This window comes from Myxococcus qinghaiensis, assembly GCF_024198215.1.
In the GTDB taxonomy this organism is placed as follows: domain Bacteria; phylum Myxococcota; class Myxococcia; order Myxococcales; family Myxococcaceae; genus Myxococcus; species Myxococcus qinghaiensis.
The window spans coordinates 170,554-189,392 of record NZ_JAKCFA010000009.1 but is presented as its reverse complement, the minus strand read 5'-3'; the positions used below and the strand labels follow the sequence as shown (position 1 = coordinate 189,392).

15 protein-coding genes are annotated in these 18,839 nt (G+C 69.1%); 10 read left to right on the top strand and 5 right to left on the bottom strand.

Going from position 1 to position 18,839, the window contains the following annotated elements; translation table 11 throughout:
- The first annotated feature begins 66 nt into the window (after nucleotides 1–66).
- The 8 genes from LZ199_RS18735 (at nucleotide 67) to LZ199_RS18700 (ending at nucleotide 11,762) form a co-directional block, all read left to right on the top strand.
- On the top strand, nucleotides 67–609 hold the full coding sequence (locus tag LZ199_RS18735) for a hypothetical protein (RefSeq protein ID WP_253995085.1): 543 nt from the start codon (nucleotides 67–69) through the stop codon (nucleotides 607–609).
- Nucleotides 606–1,778, top strand: a complete 1,173-nt coding sequence (locus LZ199_RS18730; RefSeq protein ID WP_253995084.1) for an efflux RND transporter periplasmic adaptor subunit — start codon at nucleotides 606–608, stop codon at nucleotides 1,776–1,778. Before LZ199_RS18735 ends, LZ199_RS18730 begins: the two co-directional genes overlap by 4 nt.
- Nucleotides 1,778–4,951 carry an efflux RND transporter permease subunit gene (locus tag LZ199_RS18725; protein ID WP_253995083.1) on the top strand — a complete coding sequence of 1,058 codons (3,174 nt, stop codon included), beginning with the start codon at nucleotides 1,778–1,780 and terminating at the stop codon, nucleotides 4,949–4,951. The genes LZ199_RS18730 and LZ199_RS18725 overlap by 1 nt, the downstream gene beginning before the upstream one ends.
- 35 nt (nucleotides 4,952–4,986) lie before the next feature.
- Nucleotides 4,987–6,306, top strand: a complete 1,320-nt coding sequence (locus LZ199_RS18720) for a cupredoxin domain-containing protein (protein WP_253995082.1) — start codon at nucleotides 4,987–4,989, stop codon at nucleotides 6,304–6,306.
- The gene (locus LZ199_RS18715) at nucleotides 6,303–6,872 is read left to right on the top strand and encodes an RNA polymerase sigma factor (RefSeq protein WP_253995081.1); all 570 of its coding nucleotides are present in this window, start codon (nucleotides 6,303–6,305) and stop codon (nucleotides 6,870–6,872) included. The genes LZ199_RS18720 and LZ199_RS18715 overlap by 4 nt, the downstream gene beginning before the upstream one ends.
- A gap of 202 nt (nucleotides 6,873–7,074) precedes the next feature.
- Entirely contained in the window at nucleotides 7,075–8,058 is a 984-nt protein-coding gene (locus tag LZ199_RS18710; RefSeq protein WP_253995080.1) for a GIY-YIG nuclease family protein, read from the top strand.
- 93 nt (nucleotides 8,059–8,151) lie between these two features.
- Nucleotides 8,152–10,638, top strand: coding sequence for a heavy metal translocating P-type ATPase (locus LZ199_RS18705; RefSeq protein ID WP_253995079.1), 2,487 nt, complete (start codon nucleotides 8,152–8,154; stop codon nucleotides 10,636–10,638).
- Between the two features lie 32 nt (nucleotides 10,639–10,670).
- Nucleotides 10,671–11,762 (top strand): aromatic ring-hydroxylating oxygenase subunit alpha, encoded by a 1,092-nt coding sequence (locus tag LZ199_RS18700; RefSeq protein WP_253995078.1) that lies wholly within the window; start codon nucleotides 10,671–10,673, stop codon nucleotides 11,760–11,762.
- Nucleotides 11,763–11,945: 183 nt separating this feature from the next.
- Here the strand turns inward: LZ199_RS18700 and LZ199_RS18695 are convergent, their stop codons facing one another.
- From LZ199_RS18695 to LZ199_RS18680, 4 genes are all read right to left on the bottom strand, one after another.
- On the bottom strand, nucleotides 11,946–12,707 hold the full coding sequence (locus LZ199_RS18695) for an acetolactate decarboxylase (RefSeq protein WP_253995077.1): 762 nt from the start codon (nucleotides 12,705–12,707) through the stop codon (nucleotides 11,946–11,948).
- An 89-nt stretch (nucleotides 12,708–12,796) separates the two neighbouring features.
- Entirely contained in the window at nucleotides 12,797–14,245 is a 1,449-nt protein-coding gene (locus LZ199_RS18690) for a multicopper oxidase family protein (protein WP_253995076.1), read from the bottom strand.
- The gene (locus LZ199_RS18685; RefSeq protein ID WP_253995075.1) at nucleotides 14,242–15,753 is read right to left on the bottom strand and encodes a TolC family protein; all 1,512 of its coding nucleotides are present in this window, start codon (nucleotides 15,751–15,753) and stop codon (nucleotides 14,242–14,244) included. Before LZ199_RS18685 ends, LZ199_RS18690 begins: the two co-directional genes overlap by 4 nt.
- Nucleotides 15,750–16,130, bottom strand: a complete 381-nt coding sequence (locus tag LZ199_RS18680) for a heavy metal-binding domain-containing protein (RefSeq protein WP_253995074.1) — start codon at nucleotides 16,128–16,130, stop codon at nucleotides 15,750–15,752. Before LZ199_RS18680 ends, LZ199_RS18685 begins: the two co-directional genes overlap by 4 nt.
- A 284-nt stretch (nucleotides 16,131–16,414) precedes the next feature.
- On the opposite strand from LZ199_RS18680, the gene LZ199_RS46150 reads away from it, so the two are divergent.
- Nucleotides 16,415–17,110: a DUF6310 domain-containing protein gene (locus LZ199_RS46150; protein ID WP_323389792.1), complete on the top strand. Its 696-nt coding sequence runs from the start codon at nucleotides 16,415–16,417 to the stop codon at nucleotides 17,108–17,110.
- Nucleotide 17,111: 1 nt separating this feature from the next.
- The gene (locus LZ199_RS18670; RefSeq protein ID WP_253995072.1) at nucleotides 17,112–17,870 is read left to right on the top strand and encodes a DUF5953 family protein; all 759 of its coding nucleotides are present in this window, start codon (nucleotides 17,112–17,114) and stop codon (nucleotides 17,868–17,870) included.
- 77 nt (nucleotides 17,871–17,947) lie between these two features.
- Here the strand turns inward: LZ199_RS18670 and LZ199_RS18665 are convergent, their stop codons facing one another.
- The gene (locus LZ199_RS18665; RefSeq protein ID WP_253995071.1) at nucleotides 17,948–18,775 is read right to left on the bottom strand and encodes a peptidoglycan recognition protein family protein; all 828 of its coding nucleotides are present in this window, start codon (nucleotides 18,773–18,775) and stop codon (nucleotides 17,948–17,950) included.
- Nucleotides 18,776–18,839 lie beyond the last annotated feature (64 nt).

The window sequence follows — 18,839 nt, the reverse complement described above, 5'->3', positions numbered from 1 at the left end:
TCGTGTCGGGATGCTGGGACGAAGAGGACCGTTGGATATCTCCCTGCTTTCGCGCGAGGTGTCGCGATGAGGGGGTTGGTGCTGCTGGCGGGTCTGTCGCTGCCGGTCCTGGCCCATGAAGGCGCGGCCCACGGAGAGACCGTCTCCGTCTCCAGGTCGGACGAGACGCAGCATGTCCTCTCCGCCACGGGAGACGTCTTCGAGGTGGTGTTGAAGCACCCGGAGCATTCAGAGGCGGCGAAGACTCCAGTGCGCCTGTGGGTCGCGGACGTGGAGACGAACGCGCCGGTGAGCAGTGCCCATCTGGAGCTCACCCTCACCGGCACCACCGTGCAGACGCTGGTGCCGAAGCTTCAATCCCCCGGTGTCTACGTGGCCGACGCGGAGCTGTCGCCCGGAGCGGAGCTGGCGGCGGTGGTCACCGTGACGCGTGGCAATGACCTGGATGTGCTGGCGCTCGGGACGGTGCATCTGTCTTCGGAACACGACTCCGCCGATGCCAGTCCTGGCTTGCGCGGACCGGTGGGCTGGAGCGCCACGGGTGGCATCGTCCTGTTGCTGGTGGCGGGAGCGTGGTGGATGAACCGGCACAAGAAGGTGCGGCCATGAGCGGGTCCCCTGTCTTCCTCATGTTGCTCACGCTGCTGCTCTCCAGCTCCCTCGCCCTGGCGCATGAGGGTGCGCCACATGGGAAGCCCGCCACGGCTCAGCAGCCCATTGTCGCAGGCGCGTCCTTCACCGTTCCGAAGGAGACGCAGTTCCTCCTGGAGGTGCGGACGCAGCGCGCGGCGGTGCGCTCCCTGGAGTCTCGCCTGGTGACTCCAGGCAAGGTGGTGCCGCGCACGGACCGCTTCGCGCAGGTGTCCGCGCCCGTGTCGGGCCGGGTGCTCGCCGCGAATGGAACCGTGCCGCTCGTGGGCCAGCGCGTGAAGCGCGGTGAGGTGCTCGCGCTGGTGCAGCAGAGCCTGTCCACCTCGGAGTCCACGGGACTGTCGACCAGCCACTTCCAGGCGGAGGCCGAGGCCGTGCGCGCTCAGGCGGCACTGGAGCAGGCCCGTCGAGACTTGACGCGCCTGGAGTCTCTCCAGGGCGTGGTGGCGGAGAAGGAAGTCCAACAGGCGCGGCTCGTGGTGAGCACGGCCGAGCAGGAGTGGAGCCGAGCCAAGTCCGCGCGAGACGTGCTCGCGGGAGCACGCCAGGGGCAGGGCACCGCGCGCTTCTCGCTCATCTCGCCCATCGACGGGGTGCTCGTGGAGGCGCGTGCATCCGTGGGGGAGCAGGTGGACCCGTCCCGCTCGCTCTTCGCGGTGCTGGACGCCTCCGTCCTCTGGGTGGAGGCGCGGGTCTTCGAAGGAGACGTGGCGCGCGCGGAGGGCACCACCGGCGCGCTGGTGTCCACGCCCGCCTACGCGGGCCAGCACTTCCCCGCGCGGCCCTATCACGTGGGGCAGATGGTGGATGAGTCGACGCGCAGCGTGCGCGTGTTGTTCGAGGTCGACAACAGGGACGGGCGTCTGCGGCCGGGCATGTTCGTGGACGTGGCGCTCGGAGAAGGTGGCCAGAGGGACGAGCTGGCGGTGCCGAAGGACGCGGTGGTGGAGGACGAGGGGCGGACCTTCGTCTTCGTCCACACCGCGCCGGAGTCCTTCGAGCTGAGGCCCGTGGTGCTGGGCGGAACCGACGGTGCGTGGCGAGCCGTGCGACAGGGCTTGAAGGCCGGCGAGCGCGTGGTCGTGACTGGGGTGGCTGCGTTGAGGTTGGCCAGGGGAGGGCGGTAGTGCTCGACCACGTCATCCTCTTCTCGCTGCGTCACCGCTTGTTCGTCGTGCTGGCGGCCGTGGCGGTGCTGCTCTACGGCGGCTGGGCGCTCACGCGTCTGCCCGTGGATGTGTTCCCGGACCTCAACCGTCCCACCGTGACGGTGATGACGGAGGCCGGAGGGCTGTCTCCCGAAGAAGTGGAGACGCTCGTCACCACGCCCATCGAGACGGCGATGAACGGCGCTCCAGGCGTGCAGCGGGTGCGCTCGTCCTCCGGTGTGGGCCTGTCCATCGTCTACGTGGAGTTCGACTGGGGCACGGATATCTATCTGGACCGACAGCTCGTCACCGAGCGGCTCCAGGTGGCTCGCGAGCGACTGCCGCGCGACGTGACGCCCCACCTGACGCCCGTGTCCTCCATCATGGGAGAAATCCTCCTGCTCGGCGTGCAGAGCGAGGAGGGCCGCACCTCACCGCTGGAGCTGCGCTCTTTGGCGGACTGGGTGCTGCGTCAGCGGCTCCTGACGATTCCGGGCATCGCGCAGGTGACGGTGCTGGGCGGCGGCGTGAAGCAATTCCAGGTGCGCGTGGCGCCCGAGAAGCTGCTGGCCTTCGGCCTCACCTTCGAGGACGTGGAGCGCGCGGCGGGACTCGCGCAAGGCAACACCACGGGGGGCTTCGTGGACCAGGGAGGGCGTGAGTACCTGGTCCGCAACCTCGCGCGCAGTGCCTCCGTGGAGGACCTGCGCGGGACGGTGGTGGCGGTGCGCGACGGTGTGCCGGTGCGACTCTCCCAGGTCGCGGAAGTGGACGTGGGCCCCGCGGTGAAGCGCGGTGACGGTGGGATGAACGGTCGGCCCGCCGTCATCCTCGCCGTGCAGAAGCAGCCCGGCGCGAGCACCCTGGAGCTGACGGAGCAGGTGGACGCGGCGGTGAGGGACCTCCGGCTCACGCTGCCCTCGGACGTGCGGGTGGAGACGCTTTTCAGACAGGCGGACTTCATCCAGGCCGCTGTCGGCAACGTGGTGGAGGCGCTGCGAGACGGCGCGCTCCTGGTCGTCGTGGTGCTGTTCCTCTTCCTCGTCAACCTGCGCACCACGGCGATAACGCTCACCGCGATTCCGCTGTCCTTCGTCATCACCGCGCTCGTGATGAAGGCGTTCGGCCTGTCCATCAACACGCTGACGCTCGGCGGACTGGCGGTGGCCGTGGGTGAGCTGGTGGATGACGCCATCGTCGACGTGGAGAACGTCTATCGACGACTGCGGGAGAATCGCGCGAAGGACCCGCCCGAGCCCGTCCTCCGCGTCATCTACCGGGCTTCGTCCGAGGTGCGAGGCTCCATCGTCTTCGCCACGCTCATCGTGGTCCTGGTGTTCCTCCCGCTGTTCGCGCTGGGGGGAATCGAAGGACGCCTCTTCGCGCCGCTCGGTGTGGCCTATGTGGTGTCCATCCTCGCCTCGCTTCTCGTGTCGCTCACCGTGACACCGGCGATGTGCGCCTATCTGCTGACTCGCGGGCGCTTGCTGGAGCACGGTGACGGGGCGCTGGTGCGGTGGTTGAAGGCGCGGGCGCGACGGGTCCTCGACCTGGCGCTGGGTCATCCCAAGCCCGTGCTGGTGGGCGCGACGCTGCTGGTGCTCGCCGCCGTGGCGGTGGTGCCCTTCCTGGGCCGCTCCTTCCTCCCCCCGTTCAACGAGGGCACCGCGACGGTGAACGTGCTGGCGCCGCCGGGCACCTCGCTGGAGGAGTCCAACCGCTTCGGGCTGCTCGCCGAGCGGCTCATCGCCTCCGTGCCGGAGGTGAAGACGGTGGGACGTCGCACGGGCCGCGCCGAGCAGGACGAGCACGCGGAGGGCGTGCACTACTCGGAGCTGGACGTGGACTTCAAGGAAGGGGGCCGACCTCGTGACGTGGTGCTGGCAGACCTTCGCGAGCGACTGGCCGTCCTGCCCGGTCTGTCCGTGTCCGTGGGCCAGCCCATCTCCCATCGCCTGGACCATCTGCTGTCAGGCATCCGCGCGCAGGTGGCGGTGAAGCTCTTCGGCCAGGACCTCGATGCGCTGCGAGGCAAGGCGGAAGAAGTCCGCGCGGTCATGGCCCAGGTGCCCGGTGTTGTGGACCTCCAGGTGGAGCAGCAGACGTTGATTCCCCAGCTCCAGGTGCGCCTGAAGCGCGAGGAGTCGGCGCGTCTGGGCGTTCAGCCGGGAGCGATGGCGGAGCAACTGGAGAAGGCCTTCAACGGCGTGGTGGTGGGGCAGGTGCTGGAAGGGCAGCGGACCTTCGACGTGCTGGTGCGGTACGAGGAGCGCGCGAGGGTGGACGCGGAGGCCTTTCGTCGGGCGCTGGTCGACACGCCGTCCGGTGCGCGAGTGCCCGTGGCCGCGATTGCCGACGTGGTGGAGTCACGCGGGCCCAACGTCATCCACCATGACCACCTCCAGCGGCGCGTGGTCATCATGGCCAACGTGGCGGGGCGTGACCTCGGTGGCGCGGTGGAAGAGGTCCGCGAGCGCGTGGCCGCCAGCGTGACGCTGCCGACCGGTACCTTCCTCTCCTACGAGGGCCAGTTCGAGAGTCAGCAGTCCGCTACGCGGCTCATCGCGCTGCTGTCGCTGCTGTCGCTCGCGGGCATGTTCCTGGTCCTGTACGCGCACTTCCGCTCGGTGCGACTGGTGGCGCAGGTGATGCTCAACATCCCGCTCGCATTGGTAGGCAGTGTGACGGCGGTGGTGCTCACCGGTCAGCCGCTGTCGGTGGCGACGCTGGTGGGCTTCGTCACCCTGTGCGGCATCGCCAGTCGGAACACCATCATGCTCATCTCGCACTATCTCCACCTCGTGGAGCACGAGGGCGAGGTGTTCAGTCGCGAGCTGGTGCTGAGGGGCTCGTTGGAGCGACTGGTTCCGGTGCTGATGACGGCGCTCACGGCGGGGCTCGCGCTGGTGCCGCTGGCGCTCGCCTCGGGGGCTCCGGGCAAGGAAATCCTGCATCCGGTGGCGACCGTCATCCTCGGTGGGCTCATCAGCTCCACGCTGCTGGACCTGCTCGTCACCCCGGCTGTGTTCTATCGCTTCGGGCGTCCCGCCCTGGAGCGCTACCTGGCGCGCAAGGCAGCGGTGCGCGCCGAAGATGACCTGACGCTTCCCGGGTCCGCGCCCGTGGGTGAGCGGCTCGCGAGCTCCGGGTGATGAACGGGCCTCGCATGACATTGGATTCTGGAGGGATGGTGCGTTCGATGGGACAGAGAATCATCGCGGTGCTCGCGGCGGCGGGACTGGTGGTCGGATGCAGCAAGAAGGACGCACCCCCACCCGAGCCCACGTCGTCGGCCGTGGCCCACTCCGCGGGGCAGGCCCATGCCCACGCGGCACCTCATGGGGGGCAGGTGGAGTCCACGCCCCGAGGACACCTGGAGCTGGTGACCACGCGTGACGGGAGCTACCGCGTGTACCTGCTGGACGAGGCGATGACACCGCGCCCGGTGACGGGGGCCACCGGCTCCGTGAAGGTGGCCAAGGGGGGCTATCCGAATGTCGTGCTGACGCCCTCGGATGACCACCTGGCGGGCCAGGGGCCGGAGCACTCCGATGACCACCTGGCCATGGTGGTGACGGTGGTGCGCGACGGGAAGCCAGAGGTGGCTCGCTTCGCCGCGCATCTGGAGGCGAACGGGCATGGCGGCGGACTCGTGGGGACGCTCCGTCTTGCGCCGTGTCCGACGTCACCTCCCGAGGGACTGAGCGCCGAAGCCTGCGCGAAGCAGGGCGGGGTGTACTCGCTGGTGAAGGAAGCGGGCGCCACGGTGCTCGTGCTCGCCGCGCCGGGGCAGGACGCAAAGACCTTGCTGAGCGCGCGCGTGGGGCAGCGAGTGCATGTGAAGGGAACGGAGGCCGGCGGACGCGTGGTGGCCGAGGCCGTGGCCCTGGAGCACGACCACACGCCGTTCCACGGAGGTGTCGTGGCCATGAGTGGAGACACGCATCTGGAGGTGCTGTCCCTGCGCTCGGGCGAGGTGCGGGTCTGGGTGACGGACGCCTTCCGCCAACCGCTTCCACTGGCGGGCCGCAAGGGGAGGGTGGAGGTGGGCGACGTGTCCGCGCCGCTCGTTCCCGAGCCCACGGGAGCGTTCCTCACGGGAACACTTCCGGCGGCCGACGCGGAGCGCGAAGTGACGGTGCGCCTGCCCCTGCCCGAGGACCCCGAGTACTTCATCGGCTTCCTGCTGACTCCGGTGGACGCGCCGAAGTCGTCGACGAAGTCGCCGGAGGAGAAAGGCGACGCGGTGCAGGAGGTGACGATTACCGTCCAGGGCGGCTACCAGCCGAGCGAGGTCACGCTGAAGCAGGGTGTGCCCGTGCGACTGCGCTTCGTGCGCAAGGACTCCGGTGGGTGTGGAGACGAGCTGCTCATCCCCGACTTCGGCATCCAGCGCCCCCTGCCTGGCCTGTCGGAGACAGTGGTGGCCTTCACTCCGGACAAGGTCGGCACATTCCCCTTCACCTGCGGCATGCAGATGATGAAGGGCATGCTGGTGGTGAGATGAACGAGGACGCCGAGGTGACGCGGGAGGACGGTGACGCGGTGACGCGCGCGCTGGTGGAGAACCATCGCCAGTTCCTCGCCTTCGTGGAGCGACGCGTGGGCGACCGTGCGACGGCCGAGGAGCTCCTCCAGTCCGCCTTCGTGAAGTCGCTGGAGAAGGGCGACACGCTGCCGGAGCCCGAGGGCGCGGTGACGTGGTTCTACCGGCTCCTGCGCAATGCCCTGGTGGACCACCACCGTCACCAGCAGGTGGAGACACGGGCCCTGGCGCGCGAAGCCCGCGAGGCCGAGGAGCCCGCGGAGGACCCCGAGCTGAAGCAGACCGTCTGTGCCTGCGTGGGAACGCTCCTGCCCACCCTCAAGCCGGAGTACGCGGAGCTGGTGCGACAGGTGGACCTGGAGGAGCGCTCCGTGCCTGACGTGGCGCGTGAGGTCGGAATCTCGCCCAACAACGCGGGCGTGCGCCTGCACCGGGCGAGGCAGGCCCTCAAGAAGCAGCTCGAGCGGAGCTGTGGCTCCTGCGCGGCCCATGGCTGTCTGGACTGTTCGTGCAAGGCTCGCTCCTGAACAGGCGAGAGGCAGGCTGCTCGGGCGGCCGGAGAAAGCACTTGCCGAAGCGCTGCTCCCACCGTTAACTCTTCGCGAGGTGCCGAGGGGCGCCTTCCCGAAAAGACGACGTCACCCTCGCTTCTCCCGGCAGGCCCACAGTTTCCGATGAGTTCCTTCCACGGCCCGTGACACGGGTGGGGCCGCCAACGAGGGACTTTTCATGGGAACCGTCTCACGCCACGCCGAACCCCTCACCCTCCACGAGTGCAAGGTCCGCGCTTCGCTCCTGCTCAAGGAGCTGGGCTCGTCCGACTCGGCGCGAGCCACGCGGGCCGCGGAGCGACTGCGCGCGCTGCCTGCCTTCGCGGGCCTGACTCTCGGCGAGGTGCTCGCGCGTCGGGACACGGTGCAGCGCAAGCACGTGCTGGCTGTCATCGCGCGAGAGCAGGGACACACCACCTGGAGTGACTTGAAGCACGCGCTGGAGGCTCGGGACGCACCTCAGGTCGACTTCGAGCGGCTCCTCGCGCGAGCGGGCCCCACCTTTCTCAACCACTGGTTCGCGACGTACGAAGAGGCCGTCGCTTCGCTGCGCGTCTCGGGAGGTCATCTCTTCCCCTTCCGTGAGCAGTTCTTCGTCTGCCAGTCGGCGTTGTTGACCGCGCTGGGCCTGGACCCGTCCGACATCGACTGGAAGCTGGCGGGGCCCGACTGGCTGGCGCCGCTGGATGCACAGGCGCATGCGCGACTGGAGCAACGCCTGCTGAAGCTGTGCGGCGCCGACACCGCTGAACCCCCGTCTCCTCCACACCAAAGGAAGTCCGCCATGTCGTCCACGGATTCGAGCCGAGCGCGCCGCTCGGACCTGAAGCGCGAGTACAAGGAGAAGCCCCCGCCGATGGGTGTGTATGCCGTGCGCAATCGCGCCAATGGGAAGGTGCTGGTGGGCGCGTCGCTCAACGTCCAGGGCATGCTCAACCGCATCCGCTTCGAGCTGACCAGCGGCATGCCGCGCATCCCCGCGCTCCTGGAGGATTGGAACCGCCATGGCGCGGACAGCTTCTCCTTCGAGGTGCTCGATGTGCTGGAGCCTCCCGAGGAGCCCGGCGCGGACTTGAAGGCGGAGCTCCAGGTGCTGGAGAACCTGTGGCTTGAGCGCCTCAAGCCCTACGGAGACGCGGGCTACAACGAACCGCCGAAGTGAGCGGCGGGGGCGGGGCGTGCGCACCCTTTCCGAAAGTCACCTGTAAGAGCTGGCCGGGTGTCTCGTTGGCCTGGGTGAAAGGAGAGACGCACCATGAACCGCCACTCTCACCCTCGCTCGCATACCCACTCGCCTCCGACGCCCCCCTTGCCTCCAGGCGAGGGGGCTCACGCCATCGACCCCGTCTGCGGGATGAGCGTGGACCCGTCCGCTCCCAAGGGCGGCAGCCTGGCACATGACGGACACACCTACTCGTTCTGCAACCCGAAGTGCCGGGAGCGCTTCCGCGCGGACCCGGCGCGGTTCCTCGTGCCCTCCGAGCAGCAGGAGCCCGAGCCCGCGGCGCCAGGGGCGATGTACGTGTGCCCCATGGACCCGGAGGTGCGTCAGGACCACCCGGGGGCCTGCCCGAAGTGCGGCATGGCACTGGAGCCGGAGACGCCCTCCGTGCCGGAGACGCACGTCGAATACGTGTGCCCGATGCATCCAGAGGTGGTGCGGGACGGGCCGGGGAGCTGCCCCATCTGCGGCATGGCGCTGGAGCCGCGCACGGTGCTGCCGGAGGACGTTCCGGACCCCGAGCTGAAGTCCATGTGGCTGCGCTTCCGCGTGGGCCTGGGCCTCACGGTGCCGCTGCTGGTGCTGGCGATGTCGGACATGATTCCGGGGCAGCCCGTGCAGCACGCGGTGCCTGCCTCGGTGCTGGCCTGGGCGCAGCTCGTGCTGGCCACGCCCGTGGTGCTGTGGGGCGGCTGGCCCTTCTTCCAGCGTGGCTGGGCATCGGTGCGCAACCGGCACCTCAACATGTTCACCCTCATCGCCCTGGGGACGGGCGCGGCGTATGTGTTCAGCGTCTTCGCCACGCTGTTCCCTCACGTGTTGCCGCAAGGACTGCGCACGGGGCATGGAGGCACGGCGCCGCTCTATTTCGAGGCCGCCGCTGTCATCGTCACGCTGGTGGCCCTGGGCCAGGTGCTGGAGCTGAGGGCTCGGCACGCGACGTCGGGGGCGCTGCGCTCGCTGTTGAGCCTGGCGCCTCCGGTGGCTCGGCGGATGCGTGAGGACGGGCACGAGGAGGACGTGCCGCTGGCACACGTGCATCCGGGGGACAGGCTTCGGGTGCGGCCGGGCGAGAAGGTGCCGGTGGACGGTGAGGTGCTGGAGGGCGCCAGCGCGGTGGACGAGTCGATGGTGACGGGCGAGTCGCTCCCGGTGGAGAAGTCGTCGGGCGCGAAGGTGACGGGCGGCACGGTGAACGGCACGGGCTCGCTGGTGATGCGGGCCGAGCGGGTGGGCAAGGACACGTTGTTGTCGCGCATCGTCCAGCGGGTGAGCGAGGCGCAGCGCACCCGCGCGCCGATTCAGCGACTGGCGGACAAGGTGGCCGGCGTCTTCGTGCCGGTGGTCATCGTGGTGGCGGTGGTGACGGCGGTGGTGTGGGGCGTGTGGGGCCCGGAGCCTCGGCTGGCGCATGCGCTGGTCAACGCGGTGGCGGTGCTCATCATCGCGTGCCCGTGCGCGCTGGGCCTGGCCACGCCCATGTCCATCATGGTGGCCACGGGACGCGGCGCGCAGGCGGGGGTGCTCATCCGTGACGCCGCCGCGCTGGAGCGCCTGGAGGCGGTGGACACGCTGGTGGTGGACAAGACGGGGACGCTCACCGAGGGCAAGCCGCGCCTCGTGTCGGTGGTTCCCTCGGAGGGCTTCGACGAGGCGACGCTGCTGCGCCTGGCCGCGAGCCTGGAGCGTGGCAGCGAGCACCCGCTGGCGGAGGCGATTGTCTCCGGTGCGAAGCAGCGTGGCGCGGTGCTGACGACGGTGGAGGACTTCCGCTCGGACACCGGGAAGGGCGTGGTGGGGCGGGTGGATGGCGTGGAGGTGGCGCTGGGCAACGCGGCGTTGATGGCGGCGCATGGCGTGGAGGCCACGGAGCTGTCGACTCGCGCGGAGGCGCTGCGGCAGGAGGGGCAGACAGTGGTGTTGGTGGCGGTGTCGGGGCGTGTGGCGGGGCTGCTCGGAGTGGAGGACCCGGTGAAGGAGTCGACGCCGGAGGCGCTGGCGCTGCTGCGTCAGGAGGGCTTGAGGGTGGTGATGTTGACGGGGGACAGCCGCACCACGGCGGAGGCGGTGGCTCGCCGGCTGGGCATCTCCGAGGTCATCGCGGGGGTGTTGCCGGAGGGGAAGGGTGACGTGGTGAAGCGGCTCCAGCAGGAGGGTCGCGTGGTGGGCATGGCCGGGGATGGGGTCAATGACGCGCCGGCGCTGGCCCAGGCGGATGTGGGCATCGCCATGGGGACGGGCACGGACATCGCGATGGAGAGCGCGGGAGTGACGCTGGTGAAGGGGGATTTGAGGGGCATCGTCCGGGCGCGGCGGCTGAGTCAGGGCTCGCTGCGCAACATCCGGCAGAACCTCTTCTTCGCCTTCATCTACAACCTGCTGGGGGTGCCCCTGGCGGCGGGGGTGCTGTACCCCTTCTTCGGCCTGCTCCTGAGCCCCATCTTCGCCAGCGCGGCGATGAGCCTGTCCTCGGTGTCGGTCATCGTGAACGCGCTCCGGCTGCGGCGGCTGAAGCTATAGGCCGGGGAGGGGGCTCCCATTAGACTGCGTCCATGAGCTCCCGCGAGGAGGCTCGCACCCCAGGTGCGGCCGCCGGTCACGTCTCCGTCGTTCACCTGCCGAATGCCTGGTTCATCCTTTGTGCGTCGCGCGAGCTGGGCGACAAGCCGCTGGCGCGCACGCTCCAGGGCACGCCGCTCGTCCTGTTCCGGGGCGAGGGCGGCAAGCCCGGCGCGCTGATGGACCGCTGCCCTCACCGCAACGTGCCCCTGTCGCTGGGGCGGGTGAAGGAGGGGCAGCTCCAGTGTGGCTACCACGGCTGGCGCTTCGACACGGGAGGGCAGTGCCGCGCCATTCCGGGCTTCCTTGGCGAGCCCGAGGCCCGCACCCGCTGCGCGACGTCCTATGCGACACGCGAGCAGGATGGCTTCGTCTGGGTGTACTCCACGCCGGGCGCGGAGCCGACGACGGAGCCGTTCCGTTTTCCGCTGCTGGATGCGCGTGAGTACACCACGGTGCGTCGCGTGCTGCGCGCGCCGGGCTCGCTGCATGCCACGCTGGAGAACACGCTCGACGTGCCGCACACGGCCTACCTGCATGGTGGCCTGTTCCGCACGGAGGAGAAGCGCAACGAGATTGACGTGGTGGTGCGCCGGAGCGCGGACAAGGTGGAGGCCGAGTACATCGGCGAGCCTCGTCCCAGTGGTGTCGTGGGTCGGCTGCTGGCGCCGGGCGGCGGTGTGGTGCAGCACTTCGACCGCTTCCTGATGCCGTCGATTGCCCAGGTGGAGTACCGGATTGGCGAAGGCAGCCACATCATCGTCACCTCGGCGATGACGCCCGTGTCGGACTGGGACACGCTGGTCTATGCGGTGGTGACGTTCCGCCTGCCGCTGCCGCGCTGGCTGCTGCGCGCGGTGCTTCCGGTGGCGATGCCGGTGGCGCTCCACATCTTCAGCCAGGACGCGCGCATCCTGCGGACGCAGACGGAGAGCATCCGCCGCTTCGGCACGGAGACGTATGCCTCCACCGAGATTGACGTGCTCGGGCCCGGCATCCTCCGCCTGCTGCGCGCCGCCGAGCGCGAGAAGCCCGGCGCGGTCGCGGATGCCGTTCATGAGACCCGGCTGAAGATGAGGACCTGAGCGACGGTCCGTCCGCGGTGTGCCGCCGAACTCGAGAAGCTCGGCGCGGTCGGTGATGCCGTGCATGAGGCTCTGCTGAAGATGCGGTTCCGAGCGACAGTCCGCCTTCCATGCGCCACCGGGTGCGGGCGGTCCGGCGTGGGGCTCGAGACGGTGCTGAGGTTGCGGACCTGAAGCCGGACGTCAGCGAGCGGTCGGCGCCGGCAGGCGCAGTCGTGCACCGCGGAGCACGGTGACGTTGTCGACGTGCCCCGAGGCGTTCTCCTCGGGCAGCACGACGTGCACGTGGGTGTCACTGTCGTGATGCGTGAAGATGCCTTGATGCCGCGTTGAGTAGAAGCCCACCAGCACGCCCGTGGCCTGGGCTCGCTGTTCCTGTACGCCCGCGGAGGCGTGCTCCTGGTGGGAGGCGCCACTGCGCAGCTTGCGGCCGTCGATGACGTGCCACGCCAGCGCCTGGAGTGGCCCCTCCACGGTGAAGGTGATGGGCTGGGTGGTGTCGACTCCTTGGGCCTGGGCGAGCGCGGCGATGCGGTCTCCCAGGGCGCTGAGGGGAATGTCCTCGTCGAGCGTCATTCCTGGCGTCTCGGGAAGCTGCCCCACGACGAGCAGGGCGGCACCGGCGGAAGGCTCGCGCGTGCGCACGGTGCGCGAGGTTCCATCCTGTTCCGCGTAGGAGAGCCACGCTTCTCCATCGACGACGGTGACTTCTCCCGCGAGGTCGGCCAGGGCTCCCACGGCGAACGAGCCCCGGCGTCCGGCTGCCTGGGCGACGTCCACCACCGACGCCGTGCGCCCCTGGTGCATCATCTCCCGCAGGGCACCGTGGACCACGACGCCGGCGGTCACGGGAGCCTCTCGGGCCTGAGCTGCTTCGGGAGCGGAAGTACGGCAGGCCGGCAGGCACAGGGTGGCCACCAGCGGGAGCAGCGTGAAGCGGCGCATGTCGGTGACTCCACCGGCCCGGAGAGGGCCGTTCGTTGAGAGGGAGCCCCCTGTGTAGCTCACCGCGAGGGCTCAGGTGGAGTGACGCCTCACCCGCGTCCGAGTCCCGCCGGTGATGCGGGCAGTGCCTTGGGTGGGGCATTCACGTCGATGCCGTCCTGGCGCAGTTCCTCCGTGTTCGCCGCCACCGCCAGCGTGCCGGGAGGATTGTCGTACCAGCCCGGGTCACCGTCGCCGTCCAGCCGCTCGCGGACCTTGAGCACGGTGAACATGCCGCCCATGGTGATGACGTCGTGCTTGCCGCGCGCTCCGCTCATGGGGATGGAGTTGGCGGGCACCGGCATGCCCATCTCCACCATGTCGCCCATGCCCGTCTGTCCCATGGTCATGTAGCCCGGCAGCAACGTGCGCACCTTCGCGTCGAGCCCACCCGGCTTCACGCCGATAAGGTTGGGGATGTCATGTCCCATCTGGTTCATCAGGTGGTGTGTCATGTGGCAGTGCATGGCCCAGTCGCCGGGCGCATCGGCCACGAACTCGACGGTGCGCGTGCTGCCCACGGGGACGAGCACCGTGGTCTCCGGCCACTGCGCGGACTCGGGGATGCGTCCCGCGTCCGTCTCCGTGATTCGGAAGTGGTAGCCGTGCAGGTGGATGGGGTGGTGGTCCATCGCGCTCAGGTTGCCCAGGCGGATGCGCACCCGCTCGCCCTGGCGCACCACCAGCGGCTCCGTGCCGGGGAACGCCTTCGCGTTGAACGTGAGCAGGTTGAAGTCCGTCATCTCGTTCGGGTCTGGCCGTCGCGCGCCGGGGTCCACGCGCCACTCGTGCAGCATGAGCGCGAAGTCGCGGTCCTCGCGCGGGCCCAAGGGGCGACGGGGGTGCATGATGAACAGCCCCACCATGCCGAGCGCCATCTGCGTCATCTCGTCGTGGTGCGAGTGATACATGCCCGTGCCGGACTGGCGGATGGTGAACTCGTAGCGGAACGTCTCGCCCGGAGCGATGGACTTCTGGTTGAGGCCGCCCACGCCGTCCATTCCGTTGGGCAACAGCAGGCCGTGCCAGTGCACGGTGGTAGGCGCGGGCAGCCGGTTGGTGACGTAGAACCGGACGCGGTCGCCCTCGACGACTTCGATGGTGGGCCCGTGCACCTGACCGTTGTAGCCCCAGCAGTGGACCTTCAGTCCGGGCGCCAGCTCGTGTTCGACCTCCTCGGCCACCATGTGGAAGACCTTCACGCCGTCCACGAGCTTCCACGGCAGCTTCGAGCCATTCGGCACGATGACGGGGCGATAGTCCCGGTTGGGCATTCCAGGTGACAGCCAGTCCCGTCGGCCCGCGCTCGGCGAGGACGCACGTGGCGCGGCTTGAGCCTGGGCGACACCACCCCGGAGCAGCAACGCACCACCCGCGAGCGTGGCGCCAGCTGTCGCCAGCATGCCTCGTCGGGTCATCGCGCCCGGAGCGGCCGCCGTCTCCGTCGTGTCCTCCGCATCCTGCGCGCGGAGAGAGGAATCAAGGGGAAGGGGATTCATGGAGTCGCTCCGTGGCCATGCGCGGGGGGATGGCCGTTTCCAGAAGGGGATTTGGTGGGAGGAATGGGGTCCGAAGGCGAGGTCTCAGGAGGGGTCGACTCTGGCGGCCGTTCGGATGCCGGGGGCGTGGCGTCGCTCGGAGTGCCCTGTCGCGAGGTTGTGCCGGGCAGACTGCCGCCGACGAGCTGCTCCAGCTCCGCGCGGCCCATCCAGTAGTCGCGGACGGTCTCGATGAAGGCGCGGTACGCCTCGACCTGGGATTGCTTCGCGTCGAGCAGCGCATACAGGCCAATCTGCATCGCGTTGTATTGAAGCTGGGACTGCTCGACGACCTTCTCGCGCAGGGGCAGGACGACACGCTGGTAGCGCTCGGCGACGCCTCGGAGCGTCAGCAGCCGGGCCCGGGCGGCGCGAACCTCCGAGCGGGCGTTGATGGACAGCTCCGCGAGACGACGCTCGCCCTGGCGATGCTGGGCCTCCAGCTTGGCGATGAGTGCCTGTCGCTGGTCGAAGATGGGCAGCTCCAGGGTGAGCGTGGGGCCGAGGAGTCGTGGGCCGTTCGCGTCCCGGTGCGTGTGGACGCCCACGTCGACGCGGCCGAAGAAGCGCGTGCTGCGCGCCAGCTCCAGCGCGTTCCACAAGAGCTGGGTCTGCTTGCGCGCGGCGTCGATGTCGAGCCGCTGCCGGATGGCGAGCGACTCCAGTCGCTCCAGTGTCGCCTCCTCCTGGGGTGGTGCCGGGAGCTTCTCGGAGATGGCCCACTGGGTGCGCGGCCCCCACAGGCCCAGCAAGCGGTTGAGCCGCTCGCGGTCCTCGACCAGCGTGAGTTCCTCGCGCGCCAGCTCCAGCCGTGCTTCCTCGGAAGCGGCCTGCTCCGTGGCCAGCTCCAGGTCGGTGATGTTGCCCGCGCCGTGCTGAAGGGAGGCCAGCTCGGCGGCGGCCTCGGCGGCCTGGAGGACCATGCGGCGCAGCTCCACGAGCTGCTGTCGCGCCTGGACCTCGCTGAACACCTTGCGCACCTCCGCGGCGGTGGCGAGCGCTTCGTGCGCGACGCGCAGCGTGTCCGCGATGAACTGCTCCTGGGCCACGCGCTTGCGCAGCGGCAGGGTGAACAACTCGACGAAGCCCTGCACCAGCGAGAACTCCGTCTCGCTGACCCCGTCGTTGTTGAGCGGAAAGCCGATGCTCGCGTCAAACGTCGGGTTGGTGAGCAGTCCCGCCTGCACCATGTCCGCCTGGGAGATGCCCAGGTCTTCATAGGTGGATTGCAGGGCGGGGTTGTTGAGGAGGGCCACCTCCACCGCGTGGTCGGAGGTGAGGTCGTCCTTCAGCAGTCCATCGAGATGACGCGACACCTCCGTGTCCTCGGGCGTGCCCTGGTTCCACCGGGTCTTGCGGCCGATGCGCTCCTCGACGAGGGTGGCGACCTCCGCGTGGCCACGCTCTTTCTGGATGGAGGCGCAGCCGCCCGCGAACAGCAACGCGCAGGCGAGGGTGAGCAGTCTCACGGATGGGCTCCGTGTCCTTCATGACCGGGAGCGGGCTTCTTGGACGGCGCGGTGTCCTCGGGCTTTGTCGGCGTCAGCTTCATGCCGCACTTGGGGCAGGTGCCGCCTGGCTTGTCGGACTGGACCTCGGGGTGCATCGGGCACGCGTAGACGGTGGTGCCAGCGTCTGGCGTAGCGGGCTTCTGAGGGTCTGAGTGCCGCGCATGCGAGTCCGTCGAAGGAGGCGGCGTTGCCGTGAGCGCGGTGGGCAGTGCCGCGGGCGAGGACTCGGGCGCATCGGGGCTCGACGGGTCCACGGCGGGAGCGAGCCTCTTGGGCTCGGAAGCACAGGCGGCGAGCGTGACGAGGCTCGCGAGGACACAGAGGAAGGAACGCATGAAGGACCTCGAAGGGGCGCGCCGCGAAGGCGCCAGGAACGCTTCGCTGTTCAGCAAGGCCCAGGCCACATCGACCCAGGAGACAACTCCGCGGATTGACGACGTGCACGAGGTGATGGGCCGCGAGGTCCGCGGGGCCCGGTGTAACCGGGGTCATCACACTGTGATGGCTGGAGTGGTGCCTGGCTGTTCACCGGCGCACTTCATGTCCAGGGGCGTGTTCGCCGGAATCATTCAGGCGCCGAGGCCACACTGGCTTGAGTCGTGCGGTGGTTCCTGGATGAATGCGCACGCCAATGCGCCTACGACCCATCACGAGCCTGGGAGTGCTGCTGTTCAGTGTGGCGTGCTCCACGCCGGAGACGGGTGCGCGCGATCAGATCGCCATCCCCTTGGGTCCGCTCATCGTGCCCAGGCCGGTGGTGGTGCCCGCCCCTATCGGTCTGGCGCCACCGATTCCGCTCGTCATTCATCCCGAGGGCGCCACGGTGCGACCGACGTCCGAGGGTACGGAGCGGTCCGGGTCTGCATCCTCCTCGGCTCAGCCGGAAGCTCGGCCTGAGCGAGGTGGGGCTGGAGCGAATACGAATCCACCGCCACCGGTGGCCGCTTCACGTCGTCCGGAATGTGAGGTGAAGCTGGTGCCTCACAGCGGAGGCGATGCCGTGCATGACACGTGTGCGGACACGTTTCCGCCGAATCGCTTCCCCGGGAAAGACGTATTCATCAACGGCAAGCGATTCGACGCGCTGCAGGTGGGCGCCAACGTGCTGTGGGAAATCAAGACGGACCGCTTCGACGGGTACTCGGACTTCCTGAAGGAACGGGTCAGCAAGACGCAGGTTGTCGAGCTTCAGCGTGAGCGAGAACTGGCGCGCGCTTGTGGCTATGACTTCGTGGTGGGCGTGAGCAATGCAGGCCACCGGCTCGCGCTCCTCGAACTGGACGAGGGCCTCAAGATTGTCGTCACGGGATGCTGAGATGCTCGCCACCGCCGAAAAACTCTCCGTCGCTGTCCACGCGTCCGAATTGATTCAGAGAGATGTCCGCCCTCTGGCCATTGCTCGTGCAATGGAGCAGGTCGTGCCCGGACTCCGCTTGGAGTGGGAGGTCTCCCAAGAAGGAGTACCGCTCCACGTGGCGAACCGTGACGCCTGGCTCCTGGCGGGAACGCCTGACGGCGGTTTCCCGTTGGTGTGCAACGGTGACGAACTCCATCCCGTGACGCTGCATGGGTTGGCTTCGCCGCCGAAGTCCTCTGGCAACGGGACCTCGGGACTCAGCGTCCACGCGAAGCTGCCATTGGACGCGGTCGTCCGTGCGCAGTCAGCCTCCTTGCTGGAGCATGTGGCCGAAGCCGCGCACGCGCGATGGGGGCACGCGACGCCATGGAACTCCCTGGTTGAAATCGTGGAGCAGATGGCTCGCCCCGTACGCGGGCCACACGTCCCTCCACGCGGCCTGCCCATCCTCCAGCTCTCGAAGGACCTCCGCTCGCCCGAAGTCCCGCACCACCTCGGGTGGATCAACTACTGGTCCGCCGCCACCGCCCAGCTCCTCGGCTTCCCCTCGCCCACGCTGGACTCCGAGTGGCTCCCCCGTGCACGGCGAACCCACGGCGGAGGCTGGCTGCTCCAACTCACCGACGAACCACTGAACCTCGACGAGCCCGCGCACCTGGCCACGCTCCTGCGCGCCTACGAGCGCTTCCCGGAGATTGGCGGACGCACGCCCTCCTGAAACACGAAGCGCGGGGAGCGTCCCGTAAAGGACCCTCGACCCGCGCTTCACACTACCGTTGCTTCAGAGTCTGACGCTCAGGAGATGCCCTTGCGCAGCCGCGCCCAGTCGAAGTTCGGCGCCGGGTCGTTCTTGCGGCCCTTGGGCACCGCCACGTCCGCGTGGCCGACGATGTTCTTCATCGGCACGTCGTACTTCTCCTTCAGGTGGCTGGTCAGCTCGGTGAGCGCCTTGTACTGCGCCTCCGTGAAGGGCGTCTTGCCGCTGCCGTCGTTCACGATTTCGATGCCGATGGAGCGCGCGTTCACGTCCGTGGGGACGCCGTGCAGCTCGCTCTTGCCCGCGTGCCACGCACGCTTGTCGTCACCGACGAGCTGATAAATCTTTCCGTCGCGGTCCACCATGTAGTGCGCGGACACGCCGCTGTTCGGATTGCGCATCCACGACAGGTCGGCCTTGCCGTCGTTGGACGCGGTGTGGTGCATGACGATGGTGTCGATGTCCGCGCCCTTGCGGCTGTCGGAGTTGGGCGAGGGCGCGCTGATGACCGGCGGCTTGGCGCCCGGCTTCGTGGGCGTCGTCGGCGTCGTGGGCGTGCCCCCCAGCGCCTTCTTCAGCGCCGCCTGCGTCTGCTCGCCGTAGTAACCCGTGGTGGGCAGCTTCTTGTCGCCCTGGAACTTCTTCACCGCCGCTTCGGTCTGCGCGCCGAAGGTCCCAGGGCCGGTGTTCACCTGCGCCTTGGTCAGGTAGCCCAGCTTCACCAGCGCGTCCTGCAGCTGCTTCACCTTGGGGCCCGAATCACCCTTGCGAAGCCCCGCCGGAGGCGCGGTGACGGTGGCCGTCGCGGCCGCCGCCTGGGTGGTGGTGGTACGGGTCGCGGTGGAGGGAGGAAGACGCACGCTCATGAGAGGCCCCGACGTATGGAATAGGGGAAAATCACGGGATTGTCGGTGTTCCAGGCTGGAAGTT